Annotated in this window: 14 protein-coding genes and 1 pseudogene; 9 read left to right on the top strand and 6 right to left on the bottom strand. The window is 41.0% G+C overall.

What is annotated here, in order from left to right; all coding sequences use genetic code 11:
* Positions 1 to 264 carry a hypothetical protein gene (locus BLS03_RS14015; RefSeq protein ID WP_093275093.1) on the top strand — a complete coding sequence of 88 codons (264 nt, stop codon included), beginning with the start codon at positions 1 to 3 and terminating at the stop codon, positions 262 to 264.
* A gap of 173 nt (positions 265 to 437) precedes the next feature.
* On the top strand, positions 438 to 965 hold the full coding sequence (locus BLS03_RS14010) for a hypothetical protein (protein WP_093275090.1): 528 nt from the start codon (positions 438 to 440) through the stop codon (positions 963 to 965).
* Positions 966 to 989: 24 nt separating this feature from the next.
* Here the strand turns inward: BLS03_RS14010 and BLS03_RS14005 are convergent, their stop codons facing one another.
* The gene (locus BLS03_RS14005; protein WP_093275087.1) at positions 990 to 1742 is read right to left on the bottom strand and encodes a hypothetical protein; all 753 of its coding nucleotides are present in this window, start codon (positions 1740 to 1742) and stop codon (positions 990 to 992) included.
* 353 nt (positions 1743 to 2095) lie between these two features.
* On the opposite strand from BLS03_RS14005, the gene BLS03_RS14000 reads away from it, so the two are divergent.
* From BLS03_RS14000 to BLS03_RS13990, 3 genes are all read left to right on the top strand, one after another.
* Positions 2096 to 4120, top strand: coding sequence for an adenine nucleotide alpha hydrolase family protein (locus BLS03_RS14000; protein WP_093275084.1), 2025 nt, complete (start codon positions 2096 to 2098; stop codon positions 4118 to 4120).
* A 26-nt stretch (positions 4121 to 4146) separates the two neighbouring features.
* Complete coding sequence (locus tag BLS03_RS13995) at positions 4147 to 4644, top strand: hypothetical protein (RefSeq protein WP_093275082.1); 498 nt, start codon at positions 4147 to 4149, stop codon at positions 4642 to 4644.
* A 178-nt stretch (positions 4645 to 4822) separates the two neighbouring features.
* Positions 4823 to 5956: a site-specific integrase gene (locus BLS03_RS13990; RefSeq protein ID WP_093275079.1), complete on the top strand. Its 1134-nt coding sequence runs from the start codon at positions 4823 to 4825 to the stop codon at positions 5954 to 5956.
* Between the two features lie 15 nt (positions 5957 to 5971).
* Here BLS03_RS13990 and BLS03_RS13985 read toward each other — a convergent pair.
* Positions 5972 to 7149, bottom strand: a protein-coding gene (locus tag BLS03_RS13985) for an IS3 family transposase (RefSeq protein WP_093275076.1) whose coding sequence is annotated in 2 segments (ribosomal slippage) — positions 5972 to 6882 and positions 6882 to 7149 — 1179 coding nt in all. Because the reading frame shifts where the segments join, the coding sequence is not laid out codon by codon here.
* A gap of 204 nt (positions 7150 to 7353) precedes the next feature.
* Positions 7354 to 7506: pseudogene (locus tag BLS03_RS25400) on the bottom strand (transposase); the annotation flags it as partial.
* Between the two features lie 83 nt (positions 7507 to 7589).
* On the opposite strand from BLS03_RS25400, the gene BLS03_RS13975 reads away from it, so the two are divergent.
* Positions 7590 to 7769, top strand: a complete 180-nt coding sequence (locus tag BLS03_RS13975) for a type 2 periplasmic-binding domain-containing protein (protein ID WP_245696691.1) — start codon at positions 7590 to 7592, stop codon at positions 7767 to 7769.
* A 45-nt stretch (positions 7770 to 7814) separates the two neighbouring features.
* Here BLS03_RS13975 and BLS03_RS13970 read toward each other — a convergent pair whose 3' ends face one another.
* The gene (locus BLS03_RS13970) at positions 7815 to 8765 is read right to left on the bottom strand and encodes a LysR family transcriptional regulator (RefSeq protein ID WP_093275071.1); all 951 of its coding nucleotides are present in this window, start codon (positions 8763 to 8765) and stop codon (positions 7815 to 7817) included.
* Positions 8766 to 8914: 149 nt separating this feature from the next.
* On the opposite strand from BLS03_RS13970, the gene BLS03_RS13965 reads away from it, so the two are divergent.
* The 3 genes from BLS03_RS13965 to BLS03_RS13955 all read left to right on the top strand — a co-directional run bounded on the left by BLS03_RS13965 (position 8915) and on the right by BLS03_RS13955 (position 11616).
* The gene (locus BLS03_RS13965) at positions 8915 to 9481 is read left to right on the top strand and encodes an MBL fold metallo-hydrolase (protein ID WP_093275068.1); all 567 of its coding nucleotides are present in this window, start codon (positions 8915 to 8917) and stop codon (positions 9479 to 9481) included.
* A gap of 180 nt (positions 9482 to 9661) precedes the next feature.
* Entirely contained in the window at positions 9662 to 10696 is a 1035-nt protein-coding gene (locus BLS03_RS13960; protein ID WP_093275065.1) for an alkyl sulfatase dimerization domain-containing protein, read from the top strand.
* 68 nt (positions 10697 to 10764) lie between these two features.
* Entirely contained in the window at positions 10765 to 11616 is an 852-nt protein-coding gene (locus BLS03_RS13955; RefSeq protein ID WP_176765599.1) for an alpha/beta fold hydrolase, read from the top strand.
* Positions 11617 to 11851: 235 nt separating this feature from the next.
* Here the strand turns inward: BLS03_RS13955 and BLS03_RS13950 are convergent, their stop codons facing one another.
* Both BLS03_RS13950 and BLS03_RS13945 read right to left on the bottom strand, forming a co-directional pair.
* Positions 11852 to 12487 carry a LysE family translocator gene (locus BLS03_RS13950; protein ID WP_093275059.1) on the bottom strand — a complete coding sequence of 212 codons (636 nt, stop codon included), beginning with the start codon at positions 12485 to 12487 and terminating at the stop codon, positions 11852 to 11854.
* Between the two features lie 82 nt (positions 12488 to 12569).
* On the bottom strand, positions 12570 to 13280 hold the full coding sequence (locus BLS03_RS13945) for a type 1 glutamine amidotransferase (RefSeq protein WP_093275057.1): 711 nt from the start codon (positions 13278 to 13280) through the stop codon (positions 12570 to 12572).
* Positions 13281 to 13357 lie beyond the last annotated feature (77 nt).

The raw sequence follows: 13357 nt of genomic DNA, 5'->3' as shown, positions 1-13357 counted from the left end.
ATGAAAAGAACAATGTATTTCTCACTTTGTGTAATTGTTACTAGCTTAAGTATCTTTGGTTTAGTTGATTTGTTATCGCAATTTGTTTTCTCACCGGAAGAACTGAGTTCAGAGTTTTTTATGCCGATGATTGATGGTTCAGTTTTCCACAAGAAGGCGTTCCTCTCATCGTTGATCGCAGCTGCAGCCGTTGTGTTCTTCAATAAGGATTTATGGGGTATCGCTGACAACTTAACCAAGTTACACTCACTCATTCTTCGTTGACCACGATTACATGCAATGATATTCTACCTGTTCCTTATGAAGCAAATAGGTGAATATCATTGCTTCACTTACGTTAGTAAGTCACCACTTCCCTTCTTGCCAAGCGCACATAAACATTTCTTCACAGAATTTAATTTACACTCATCAGAGTAAACACATCCAAGGAAATTATCATGATCAAAGCTAAATCATTATCCACTTCTGCTCTAGCTGCAAACTGGGGTACAGGAACGGCTGATATGAAGTCATCTCAAGCAGCTATGCCTGTAGCTTTAAATACTGCTATCGCTGATTTAAAAAACACTTCCAAAAGAAATCCTTCCACAAAAGTTAAATCCAAAACAACAAAGAAAACTATCGTTAAAAACTGCGAACGCGTAGTACCTAATGTAAGTATTTATCAATTTAAAACAGTACACTCTAAATTGAGTCACTTATTTAATGTTGATGATTACTTCGTTGTCCTAGATAAAGCTAATGCAATTAAACGACCAAATACTAATTTTGTTCACGGGTATATTGTGCGTGAGCAGGATATGGGTAGATATCAAATGCAAGCAATAGTAGGTAATCCTGCTTACAGTGAGCTAGCTTTGACAACTGATCTAGTATTGGTAGGTTCTGTAAAAAATGGCAAGCTAATTTGCAGTCGTGAAAATGGTGATAAACTAAAACAAATAAGACACTCCGTCATATACTAATAAAGGCCGCATTAGCGGCCTTTTCTATTTTATTAACTTTTCTAATAAATATAGAATAGGTAAATTTGTTCGTTTAGCACATTTCTCTAAATCATCAGATAGACTGTATTCTAAAGTTATATCTTGCATTTCTTTCGACATATTAAAGTCTTTCAAACTCTTCGATAGGTCCTTTTTTTGTTCCAGACTTAAATTATTATATTTTTTTGCCAAATCTTTTGGTACAAGATAAGAGCTATTCATTTCTAAATTCGACTTTAGAGAATTAACTATTTTTATTTTTAGAGAATTTCTCTTTTTAGAATCAGAAATTATATATGAAAATACCAAGGCTATACCATAACTACTTTCATTATCTATCATTGCCTGTATAAACTTGACCTGATTAACAAGCCCTTCGACAGGGACCCGGCTAAGATCAAATATTCCTGAAATAATGCCATCATCATTGAGAGAGTCTGACAATACATTTGAGTAAATGAATAATTCGCGTTCATTAAGTAAATAAAATGGAACTTTGAAATAGCTTCGTACCAATTTCTTACACTCAGTCGTCAGATTTCGATTGTATATAGCGTTGAAAGTACGCCATTCAATACAATGTCTCTCATTGCCCTTATTGATAGCTAAAACATGCTCCAAGTCATCGAGTTCTAGTGAACCTGGATTAATGAATAAATTTTTATTAAACCTTGTGTCTTTACGAATATCGATTAGTAACTGGCATAGACTTGCTACAGCGTAGCCTTCTTTCACCTTTGCACTGAACTCGGCCATCTTACAACCTTTTCTTGTATTTGTTACCTTTTATTCTAATTGGTATCCTTTCAATTTACAAGTGTATGATAATTACAGTTATCATACACTTGCTGGCTTTTTATCTATAATATAGCAATCACCCAATAAAAGGTGGATCATCTAATTAGTGACAATGTCACATTTGAAATTATTTTAGAGTTACTGGACATTGCTCGACGATTTTGAAAGGGCTTTGTTTATATATACGGGACAGTGTGTTATAAATACAATTCCTCTTGGCTAACTAGACTCAATTAATTAGCCACACGTTCAGTGCGAGTCATCTTAATCTAGGCGTCCCCGCCATTTACCACACATCCAAGGAAATTCTTATGTTCAATAACCCTACTTTCAAAGGGCAGACTTTTGACCTGTTCTCTGAACCTTCCGTGTCATCTGATTTGCAAATACCATTGCTAACTGTAGACGAATGGACGGAATGGCGAAACAGCGATGCGCGGATTCTTAACTACCCTGACGAATCTGGTCATACTGCATTATCCCTGCTTAAACGTTCGGTTGATTCCCTGAAGGAAAAAATCGTAGATGGTTACAGTTGTGCCATTGGTTATAGTGGCGGTAAAGATTCAAATCTCACTGTATATGTCTTCCTTCTTTCATGTATGGAGCTTGTGCGTGAAGGCCGCGGCCACTTGATTCAACCTTCAATTATATTTAACAGCAATACGCGTATCGAGAATCCCGAAACCAAAAATTTGGCATATAGCTATATGGCAGAGTTCAAGGATTTCTGTGATTTACATGGTATCCCGCTTGATCTAGTAACTGCTCAGCCATCACTTGCTATGTCTTGGGTAGGCAAAATATTAGGGGGCCGAGGTATTCCGGTTTTCGTAAATGCCAACTCCCGAGATTGTGCAATTGATTGGAAAGTCAATGCTACTAAAACGGCCGTAAATAACTGGATTCGGGGCTTAGGTTATAAACCTTCGCAGTTTCGAAAAACCAAGTTGCTTACTTTATTGGGTTCTAGGCTTGACGAGAGTGCGAGGCGCAAACTGTCACTTCAAAAATTTGATGGTGACGATGTTAAGGTCAGTACTGGTAAGGATGGGTCCATGTTTCTATACCCAATTCTGCACTTCTCTACAGAACAACTTTGGGCTGTACTTACAAGAGCCGGTGTGGGCGGTGCTTTACCTTCACCAGTAGGGAATTTTGACGAACTTTTTGAGTTTTATTCCGAAAGTGCAAGTGGTGACTGCCCAATAGTCCAGGATACAGCGAAAGCTTATACCAAATCTGGTGCTTGTTCTAGCCGTAGCGGTTGCATCTTATGTACTGCTGTTGCCAACGACAAAAGTCTAGAAAATATGCTTCTCAATGAGCCTGACAAATATGGCTATATGAAACACTTGAATCAAATACAACGAGTACTTGTGGAGAGCCAATATAACTGGGATTTACGTAATGGTGTAGGGCGTACGCTCTATAAAAGTGGCCATATCGAGTTGAAAAGTGATACCTACCGTATAGGTTTTTTAAAGCGGTTACTACATGGACTGATCACTGCTGATTTCTTGGAACAAAGAAGAGCCGCTGAACATTCTCGTAAGTTCAATGCTGGAGAATTGAAACCAACACCACGCAATAAACACATGTGTGAGCCACAATTTCAGTTTATCGAGATTGAGTCAGTGATCTTTTTAGATTTCCTCTGGTCTCTCCACGGATATTGTGTCGAACCATTTGAAGCACTAGGTGTATGGGCGTTGGTTTATAAATATGGTGAATTAGAATTATTCGAGGATAAAGCGACACTCACAAGAACAAGAACACCGCGTAAAACGGGTATGTACTTAGAAGTATGTTCACCAAATGAATATTGGGATTCAATTTTACCTAGTAACCAGCGTTATTCTGGATTAGTAGACCAATACCAAAACGCTTTTAACTGTGCTGAAACCAATCGTGTTTACGATCGTCATAGTAATGAGTTTCTTGAGTTTACGAACATCATTAACGAAGAAAACAATTTTACTATTGATAAAGAATCAGCATTCATCTTCCTTGATTTTGAACTCGAACGATATAGAAACGCACACATAGCACCTCAGGCCGCTTGCCAGGTGTTACTAAATTTCGGTGTGATTTCACTTAGTAAATCAAGTCTTCTTGAGAAACATTATCAAGCAATTCGAGGAAGTGTTTGCTATCAGATGGGGCTTAACTCCAACAAATCGTTAGATGAAATCTTCATTGAACAGCAACTGGAGCGTCCAATTCGGGCAAAGAAAAGCTTTAAAGCTTGGGAACTCGAACCTAAACGTCGAGACAACCATACACAGGTCAAGATGTCTAAATCAGCGGAGTTTAACTTCTCTTTTGACTTTTAATTTATAACTACATACAAGGAAATACTATGCTTAACCAAATCTACAACTGGCATAATTTGTCATCACTTCTAGACCACCTAAGTTTGCATGAATTCCGCCGGTTAACTGAGCAGTTACATTGTAGCCAGGCTATCGATTCATGGCTTATCCAGATTCATAGGAACAACACTGCCACAGTGATACCTCTGTTTATGGGACTTCGTACATCTTCCTTACAACCCGAATACGGTGATCTCTATTTTGTGGTAGATAAGGATAAGGTAGCCAAGGTCAACAAGGCATTTACCAAAGAGTTGATCGAGCTCCCTCCAGTAACAGAAGTCACTGAAAGGGCTACTCTGGATGATGCTTTACATAGCATCAATCGGTTGCTAGAAATTACACCTGCACTGCAACATGATCATGTTGAGGTTCGTAATCCAAACATCGGCAAAGTAATGAACCACTTTAAACGTAAAAACAATTTGAAAAGTGTTCGATTTATCATGAACAGTTTGGAAGTGGCGAATTATAAAATTAGCTAATAAACAAAGCCGGCGCTCAGCGCCGGTTTTTTTTGCTTTGCTAAGCAAAATCGACCTTCATAAGAATTAGCCAATCTGGTCCATAAGATATTTTTTGCGCAAATTAACCAAAATCTTTGCAGATTCTACTCATTCAATTATCATACACTTAAGTCAGATAATTTTAGGTAGCTCATTTATGATGGATGAAGTAATGGATTTTGCGGCCAATCAAATTGGCCGTTTAGAAACGCTTGATAAAGTCTACCAAAAGACCGTCAACCCTTATGGTTTAACAGTTGATGAAAGTCGAGACAAGCTAGCGTTATGGCGAGATTTGTATAGTGAAAATGCCAGTCCCAATTCCTTGAGAAGCTTTGAATCTGATATTAAGCAATTTAACAAGATCGCTGAAATTTTGAGTATCACGGCCTTACCGCTTTCCCCAGGTAATACGATTCTTGTTCTATCGTACATGGCCGAAGTTCAAAAAAAGAAGTACTCCACCATCCAGCGCATGTGCAGCTCTATAAACAAGTTACACCACGCTGCAGGTTTCTATAAGCCAATGGCTCTAAGTGAGGCCCAAATGAAACTTAGTGGTATCAGGCGGCAACTTGGTAGTAGACAAAAACAAGCTGAAGCTATGAGTGTTAATCACTTGAACAAAATAATTCGAGAGTGCCTGAAAGATGGGTCGATCCGGTCTATACGCGATGCCTGTGTCGCTTCATTCTTATACGATAGCTGGTTACGTCGTATTGATATATGTGGCATTACTTTTGATGACATCTATGTCGATATTGATGAAGAAGCTACACAAGAAGAAATTGAATCCCAAAAACTGCCATTTGGCTTAGGTGGCCATCTATTTCCTGATGCTGCCATTCGTGGAGCCTTACTCATCAAAAAATCTAAAACTGACCAAGATGGTAAAGGGGAATATAGCTTTCTTAGTGGTACCAGTATTCGCTTATACCTGCATATGTGTGAACGCCTTGGGTTAAAGCAAAACGATCAAGAGTATGTTTTCCGGTCTATATCTACCGGCGGTGTCGTAGCCGACGATCCAATGTCAGATAATGCGGTCTATCGAACAATGCTTCGTGTGTCAAAATATGCGGGAGAAAATGTTCGATTCACTGGTCATAGTGGCCGTGTCGGTGGCTGTGTTGATGCAGCTAAATATATGAACTGTAATCTTGCAGATTTACAGAATATGGGTAGATGGAAATCTCCCGCAATGCCGGCTCACTATACTAGAAAGATTACGGTTTTTGAGCGTGACCACGCTAGATTCCGAAACAGTCAAAAATTCTCAATTAATAAATAAGTTATATTGTAGTGGTCAACTAAATTTGGCCACGGCTTTAGAGTTTTCCCAATACAGTCGTTCAGACTCATTGGGTGTCAGCCCACCATTATATTGATGTGGCCTGAGTTGGCTGTAATAGCCCGTGATGTATCGAGTTATATTCTCTTTTGCTTCGCTAAAATTCCGATAACCCGACACGGGTATCCATTCTGTCTTTAGACTTCTGAAGAACCGTTCCATCGGACTGTTATCCCAGCAATTACCACGCCTAGATAAGCTTTGCTTGATTTGATAACGCCACAACAGTTGTCGATAAAAACGACTTGTGTAATGGCTTCCTTGATCACTGTGGAACATCACGCCTTTGGGCTTACCTCTTGACTCGAACGCCATAGCGAGTGCTTTCCCCGTCAACTTGCTGTCGGGAGAGGCTGACATCGCCCAACCAATCGGCTTTCTCGCGAACAAATCAATGACGACAGCAAGGTACATCCATCGCTGTCCCGTCCAGACATATGTCACATCTCCCACCCAAACTTGGTTTGGAGAGGTAACTGCAAATTTTCGAGATAGATGGTTGGGGATCTCTACGTGTTCTTGTGATGCCTTTCTGTAACGATGATTCGGTGTTTGGCAGCTTACCAACCCTAATAATTTCATTATCTTAGAAGCTCGATAGCGTGTCAGTTTTATGCCTTGAGCCGTCACCATATCAGCAATGCTTCTTGCACCAGCAGAGCCGTTGCTTGCCGTATGAACTTCTTTAATGAGACTTTTTAGTTTCACCAAGTCAGGGGATACACGTTTAGGGCGACAACGCCAGTATTTGTAACTGCTGCGGTGGACACTGAACACACGACACAAGGTGGTTATATTAAAGCTCTGCCTGAGTTTCTCGATTATCGCGAGTTGTTCAGTGAGTCCGACATCAAGAGAGCTGTAGCCTTTTTTAATATTTCATTGTGTTCTTCAAGACGGGCGAGTTTTTTCTTCAGCTCACGTATCTCAATTTGCTCTGGTGTCATCGGTGAGGCTTGGGGAGCCACCCCCTTTCTTTCTTGTTTAAGTTGCCTTACCCACTTGTCCATTGTCGATTTACCCACGCCCATGGCTTTTGCGGCTTCAACAACGGTGTAGTTTTGGTCAAGAACAAGTTGCGCTGCTTCGAGTCTAAATTCCGCACTGAAAGTACGTCTGGTACGCTTAGTCATAGTTTCACCTGTCATGCTATGAGGTGTATCTTAACACCTCTAATCAGGTGGCCAAATTCACTATGCCACTACACCTCGACGATATGGACTTATAGCGGCATCGACAATGACATGAGAGCGTACATTCATCATGGTCACCACCCTGAGTACCGGATGAGGCGTCTGCCTCTCGCTGGATGTATTACCTGACCCAAAATGTTCTCTTAGCTCTGGGCGGCTTACCCACTTGTCCATTGTCGATTTACCCACGCCCATGGCTTTTGCGGCTTCAACAACGGTGTAGTTTTGGTCGAGAACAAGTTGCGCTGCTTCGAGTCTAAATTCCGCACTGAAAGTACGTCTGGTACGCTTAATCATAGTTTCACCTGTCATGCTATGAGGTGTATCTTAACACCTCTAATCAGGTGGCCAAATTCACTATGCCACTACAGGGAATCGCGATGGGACGCTACCATTTAATCAAACCCCACCTAGACTCTGGAGAGCTGATTGCGCCATTCAAACGTGTACCTTCAGGATTTGGCTATGACTTGATATGTCCAAAAGGGCATGAAGTCCGCCCGAGGTTTAGCGCATTTTCGCAATGGCTTAAAGAAAAAGTGGCAACTATGGATGCTTAATGTCCCGAAGAGTTAGCCCCAATCTAAGCTTGCTTGCCCCAGATATCAAGCAATACCGTTCGTCCTTAACTTATAAAGCGCTTTTTTTACGGAGCCGAATACCTCCGTGCCCAACTGAGTTGTAGTGAGTTGACTGGTATAGAATAACGCTACATACATACTCTTTCCGTAGATATCCATATCAAAATCAGTATCGAGTATTGAGTAATCGGAAGAAACTTTATTCTTAAATAAGCTATGTATAGGCATAATGGCATCTGACTGATTCAGTACATCCAGACACAGGTTAACATTGTCACTACGCAGGACTATTTTTGACTTGAGTTTCATTTTATTTAATACGTATTCAATTTTACTTTTTTGGGCGCTGTAATTTGGGATAACAGAGACGACAAAAGGGTGTTGCGTTACGTCGTTTAAACTCACTAGCTTTTTGTCACTTAACGGATGACTTTTTCGTGTGATGAGATGAAATTGCTCCTGAAACATCACATCACTGTTCAAATCTTTTGATACATCAATCGGATAGTAATTAATACCAATTTGAATTTTGTTGTTTAACAGTCGCTGCTCCGTCGAATCAGACCAATTCATAATACGGATGGTTGCGTCTGGAAAATCACCATGTAACTGACGGTAGACTTCATCACCAAACGCAAAGTTCATGGTTGTGTTAATAGCAACACAAATCTCACCACTATATTCACTCCTTGAGAATTGATCTGAAGTACCGATGTAAACATTCTTGATGTCATCGAGTATCGGAGTAATTTTACCCACTAATTCATCACATCTTTCTGTCGGGACAAAGCTGCCTCTCGTTCGAACAAAAAGCGGGTCGTTAAGCTGCTCTCGCAACTTCTTTAGGCCTTTGCTTACTGCTGATTGCGTAACGAACAAGCGCTCAGCTGCGCTAGCCGTACTTCTCTCTTCATGCAATGTGGATAGTAGCAATAGTAAGTTTAAGTCTTTAGTAAGTAGTGTTTTTTCGTGCATGTTTCGATTCCAAATAGGAAATATTGAATTGAAAATAAGTCCCTTAGGGAATAGTAAGTTTTGCGCTAACCTCATTCAAGAATAACTGTTATCTACTGATATACATATTGAATTGATACATATCTACCACCTTGATTAGTGAGCGAAATATGAAGAAACCTATCTTTTCACTTTCACTAATAGCGTTAGCGCTATCGGCTGGAACCGTTTATGCCCAAGAATACCCATCCCGCTACATGGACGGCTCTGCAAAACTTGTTACTGCGCCCAACGGAGCAGTAATTAATGCAGAAGTACTTGAGGTAATGCCTCAAAATGTCTACACAGAAAAAACCGTAGAAAAAGTGACTGACGGTGTGTGGGTAGTCGGTGGACTTTCTATTGCTAATGCCACCGTGATTGAAGCGCCCGATGGTTTAATCGTATACGACACGGGCGATTATGCTGAAGAAGGCAAACACATACGTGAAATTATTGAAAAAGAAATCAGTAAGAAACCAATTAAAGCGATCATTTATAGTCACTCTCACTACGCACTTGGTGGTGGAGCCATGGTTGATGACCCTAGCAAAGTCACCATAATTGGTCATGAAAAGCTAAATGACACTGTCAAAGAAAATCTTCAAAGTGGCGGGTTAAAAGCAACGATTCCTGAACTTGGCCCTGTTATGTCTGCACGAGCTGCGATTCAGTTCAGCACTTTCTTACCATCATAGGGTAAAGATGCAGGCTTAGCTGGGAAACTGGAATTTAAAGAACCTGCTTTTTTACCTGTTAACCGTACAGTTAAAAATGGAGAAACTGTAAACGTCGCAGGCCTTGATATTCAGTTTTTCACCGATTACAAATCGGATGATTATAGCGTCACAGCATGGATCCCTAGCAAGAAAGTGGTCATGAACAATTTCTTCTGGCCTGGTACTGTAAACCTCTATTCACTGCGTGGCGCTAGTTATCGCGATCCACAAGAGTGGCGTGATGCTCTTACATTAATGCGTGATCTTAAGCCTGAATACCTAGTAAGTACGCACACTCGTGCAGTAAAAGGTGCCCAGAAAGTGAGTGAAACTCTCATTAATTACAGTGACATGATTACACTGACTTATGACCAAGCATTGCGCGGCATTCTTCTAGGTTTAGGTCCTGATGAATTACGCTACTTTGTATACAAACCAAAGCATCTAGCTGATGCGGCATACAACAAAGAGTCATACGGTGAATCAAATTGGTATACCCCAGCCACTTTCTATCAAGGCCTAGGATGGTATGACCGTGATGCAACGAAATTGTATCAATTACCGAAGAAAGAAGAGTCGACACGCCTAGTGAAATTAATGGGAGGCGAAGACAAAGTCATTGCTGCGGCGAAAGATGCGTATGATAACAAAGAGTATGCATGGTCTGCTCAATTGGTTAACCATGTATACCTAATCGACCCTAACAATCAAGAAGCTCGCCAACTCAAAGCAGATTCTTTACGTAAACTAGGCCAAATTTCGGTTAGCTCTATCGGCCGTTCGTTTACTATCAGTGAAGCTCGTGCTCTAGAGGGACTGGAGACAATTCCAAAACTACTGCCACCTAAAGTAGAAGTGGTTGCTGCGGATCCAGATACATACCTGAACTATCACCGTGTACGTATCGACCCTAAAAAATCAGAAAATGTAGATAAAATGTTGGCATTCAACTTTGGTGAAAAAAACGTCGGTTTACACGTTCGTCGTGGCGTTGCTGAGTATGTTGAAAACGTTGCAACGCACTATCAAAAACCGGATATCGAACTGTCAATGGATGGCGCGACTTGGGCTCGAATCTACCTTAATCAATCAGATCTAGCGACCGAATTAACCAACGGCAAAGCAAAAGTGACCAAAGGTTCTGATAAAGAAGCGATTCAGATCCTTAACCTTTTCGATAAATTTGAGCAGTAATCAAATAATTCACAACAACGCTCAGGTAGTTCAAATCAACTACCTGAGACGATTGAGAGTAAATGATCATGAATACATCACTGTTAGGCAGAAGTTTCCAGATTAAACATGGCGATATCACTATTCAGGCTTATGAAAAAGGCCAAGGTGAACCGATTGTTTTCGTGCATGGTTTCCCCGATTCTGCCAATGCTTGGCGCCATCAAATCGGTCCCTTTGTCAATGCGGGTTACCGCGTGATTACGTTAGATATGCGTGGCTATGGCAAAACATCTAAACCGATTGAGAAACAGTACTACCACATCACCATGCTTGCATCGGATGTTAAAGCGGTGATCGATCACCTTGATATCGAAAAAGCGCATATCGTTGGGCACGACTGGGGCGCGGCTGTCTCTTGGGCATTTGCAGGCATTTATCCGCAGGCCACGAAATCACTGACCGCTATTTCTGTGGGCCATCCATTTGGCTTGTTGAGCATGCCGGATATCGCGCAACGCGAAATGTCATGGTATTTCTTTTTCTTCCAACTGCCGATGGCACAAGATCTGCTCGCCGCTGATGAGTGGAAGCTATTTAGAGAATGGACGCGTAACCATCCGGAGTGGGAGCATTGGAAAGACGTCTTTAAAGCAGGTGGCGATATTATCCCTGGGCTGAATTGGTATCGCAATGCGTTGAATTTAAAAAGCCCGATGAAAGCTGAAGATTTGGGCTTAGTTCAAGCACCTTGCCTAGGTATCTGGTCTGAACATGACCACTATTTAGGCGAAAAACAGATGAAAGACTCTGTGCACTTCATCGGTGAAAATGCCAGTTTTGAGTTTGCGTGTGTAAATGATGCGACCCACTGGGTACAACTCGATAAGCCTGCTGAAATTAACGAACTTATACTTCAGTTCACAACTAAACATCGTTAAAACATGAAATATTGTGATGGGTTGATAAGCCAGCAACGTGATGTTGCTGGCTTTTCTGTATATGAGCAACCGAGTCATTAGAATTGTTGTGGAAAACCATGAAAGCATGGCTAATGGTAAAAAGCTGTAAACAAAGAAAGGGGCACTTTTGAGTTGATTACGCAACGTGCGTTTCACAACATGCGTTACGCAAGTTGCGTAATGACAGTGAAAGACGCTTTGGGGCCGAGATTTGTTAGCGACTGATGATTAATTTCAATCCTAATCCCCCCATCACTGACCCAGACAAATAATCAATAAATTGTTTAAATTTTAAGTACGCTTGACGAGGGCCTGAAGCAGATAAAACTAAAGCTACAATAAGATACCATCCTGCATTATTCAAAAATGTGCATATTGGAACCACAATATAGAAATACGTAGGTATGTTTTGCGGTAGGAGTGTTGTAAATACGCTGGCAAATACGATGGCTGTTTTGGGGTTGCTGAGTTGGGTTCCTAAACCTAGTAAGTACGAAGGAAATAAGGAAATGTTTTGGCATCGAGTAGCATCTATGGACTGTAACGGGATTCGAGCTGATCTCACAATTCCAAATGCCAAAAACAAGAGATAGCATCCGCCTGCAATTTTAAATATTGAATAGCTTACCGGCATCAGGCTAAAAATCGTTTGTAATCCGAGTAAGGCGGCAACCGATAGAACTAATGCTCCCGTCCCCATACCTAACGCGGTAAAAATCCCATGCCGTCTTGAAAGTGAAATTGCTCGTCTGGCAACAAAGATAAAGCTGGGACCCGGACTCATAGCGCCGAGAGTAAGCGCTCCAGTAATTGCCAATATTGGCATGTATGCTTGCAAATCAATGTCCATGTGTTTCCTCACTAACTATCTATCTATAAAAAACCAGCTCAATGAGCCGGTGATAAAATAAAAAGCAACCAGAAACTTAACTTTATGCGTGATAGGCTTTCGCTAGTTTATCCAAAAAATCGTGTAGCTTTTGGTTCATCTCATCATAGTCATGATTCAATAGTACTTCAGGCTCATCAACGAAACGATAGTTTGCTGCCTCGCTGAAATCATCATTTTCTATCAGCAACGCTACAACATCTTTAGTCAATTCCATATGACACTGAAAACCAAACACCAAATCGCTATAAGCAACGATTTGTCGAGGACAGCCTTCACTGTACGCAATGATTTTTGCATCTTGAGTCAGTCCCGGCATGTCGTTGTGCCAATGGCCCACTTCCAGAACGGTGCCAAAATGGTCAAACAGTGGATGGGTACTGCCGTCTTTGGTTAGCGTGATAGGGAACTTGCCAATTTCGCGTTCAGGGCTATGCGCATAGTGGGCACCTAATGCTTCACCAATGAGTTGAGATCCCAAACAAATACCAAGTACGACTTTTCCTGCATCAATCGCTTTTGTAATTACCGCCTGTTCACCTTTGGCATCGAAATGAGCACATTGCTCGATAGTGGTCACTGGATCTTGTGGGCCTCCCATGACAATCAGAAAATCGATATCATCTACTTTTTCCGGAAGAGAGTCACCGTCATAAACCCGAGAGTAAGTAGTTGTATAGCCGTGAGTTTTAGTCCAAGACTCATAAGCTCCCGGAGCTTCAAAATGTTCATGGATGATAAAGTGAATGTGCATCATTTGGCCCTTTTGTTTTTTGATAACAATTGACTGATGATGTTATATCAAAACAAACTGGCGTAATTTATAATAAC

It is taken from the genome of Vibrio xiamenensis, assembly GCF_900100015.1.
Classification (GTDB): Bacteria; Pseudomonadota; Gammaproteobacteria; order Enterobacterales; family Vibrionaceae; genus Vibrio; species Vibrio xiamenensis.
This window is presented reverse-complemented; position numbering and strand designations above follow the sequence as displayed.

What these genes read in the sequence shown, in the direction of transcription:
- BLS03_RS14015 (WP_093275093.1), top strand. Translation starts at nt 1, where the DNA reads ATGAAAAGAACAATGTATTTCTCACTTTGTGTAATTGTTACTAGCTTA.
- BLS03_RS14010 (WP_093275090.1), top strand. Translation starts at nt 438, where the DNA reads ATGATCAAAGCTAAATCATTATCCACTTCTGCTCTAGCTGCAAACTGG.
- BLS03_RS14005 (WP_093275087.1), bottom strand. Translation starts at nt 1,742, where the DNA reads ATGGCCGAGTTCAGTGCAAAGGTGAAAGAAGGCTACGCTGTAGCAAGT.
- BLS03_RS14000 (WP_093275084.1), top strand. Translation starts at nt 2,096, where the DNA reads ATGTTCAATAACCCTACTTTCAAAGGGCAGACTTTTGACCTGTTCTCT.
- BLS03_RS13995 (WP_093275082.1), top strand. Translation starts at nt 4,147, where the DNA reads ATGCTTAACCAAATCTACAACTGGCATAATTTGTCATCACTTCTAGAC.
- BLS03_RS13990 (WP_093275079.1), top strand. Translation starts at nt 4,823, where the DNA reads ATGATGGATGAAGTAATGGATTTTGCGGCCAATCAAATTGGCCGTTTA.
- BLS03_RS13975 (WP_245696691.1), top strand. Translation starts at nt 7,590, where the DNA reads ATGGGACGCTACCATTTAATCAAACCCCACCTAGACTCTGGAGAGCTG.
- BLS03_RS13970 (WP_093275071.1), bottom strand. Translation starts at nt 8,765, where the DNA reads ATGCACGAAAAAACACTACTTACTAAAGACTTAAACTTACTATTGCTA.
- BLS03_RS13965 (WP_093275068.1), top strand. Translation starts at nt 8,915, where the DNA reads ATGAAGAAACCTATCTTTTCACTTTCACTAATAGCGTTAGCGCTATCG.
- BLS03_RS13960 (WP_093275065.1), top strand. Translation starts at nt 9,662, where the DNA reads ATGAACAATTTCTTCTGGCCTGGTACTGTAAACCTCTATTCACTGCGT.
- BLS03_RS13955 (WP_176765599.1), top strand. Translation starts at nt 10,765, where the DNA reads ATGAATACATCACTGTTAGGCAGAAGTTTCCAGATTAAACATGGCGAT.
- BLS03_RS13950 (WP_093275059.1), bottom strand. Translation starts at nt 12,487, where the DNA reads ATGGACATTGATTTGCAAGCATACATGCCAATATTGGCAATTACTGGA.
- BLS03_RS13945 (WP_093275057.1), bottom strand. Translation starts at nt 13,280, where the DNA reads ATGCACATTCACTTTATCATCCATGAACATTTTGAAGCTCCGGGAGCT.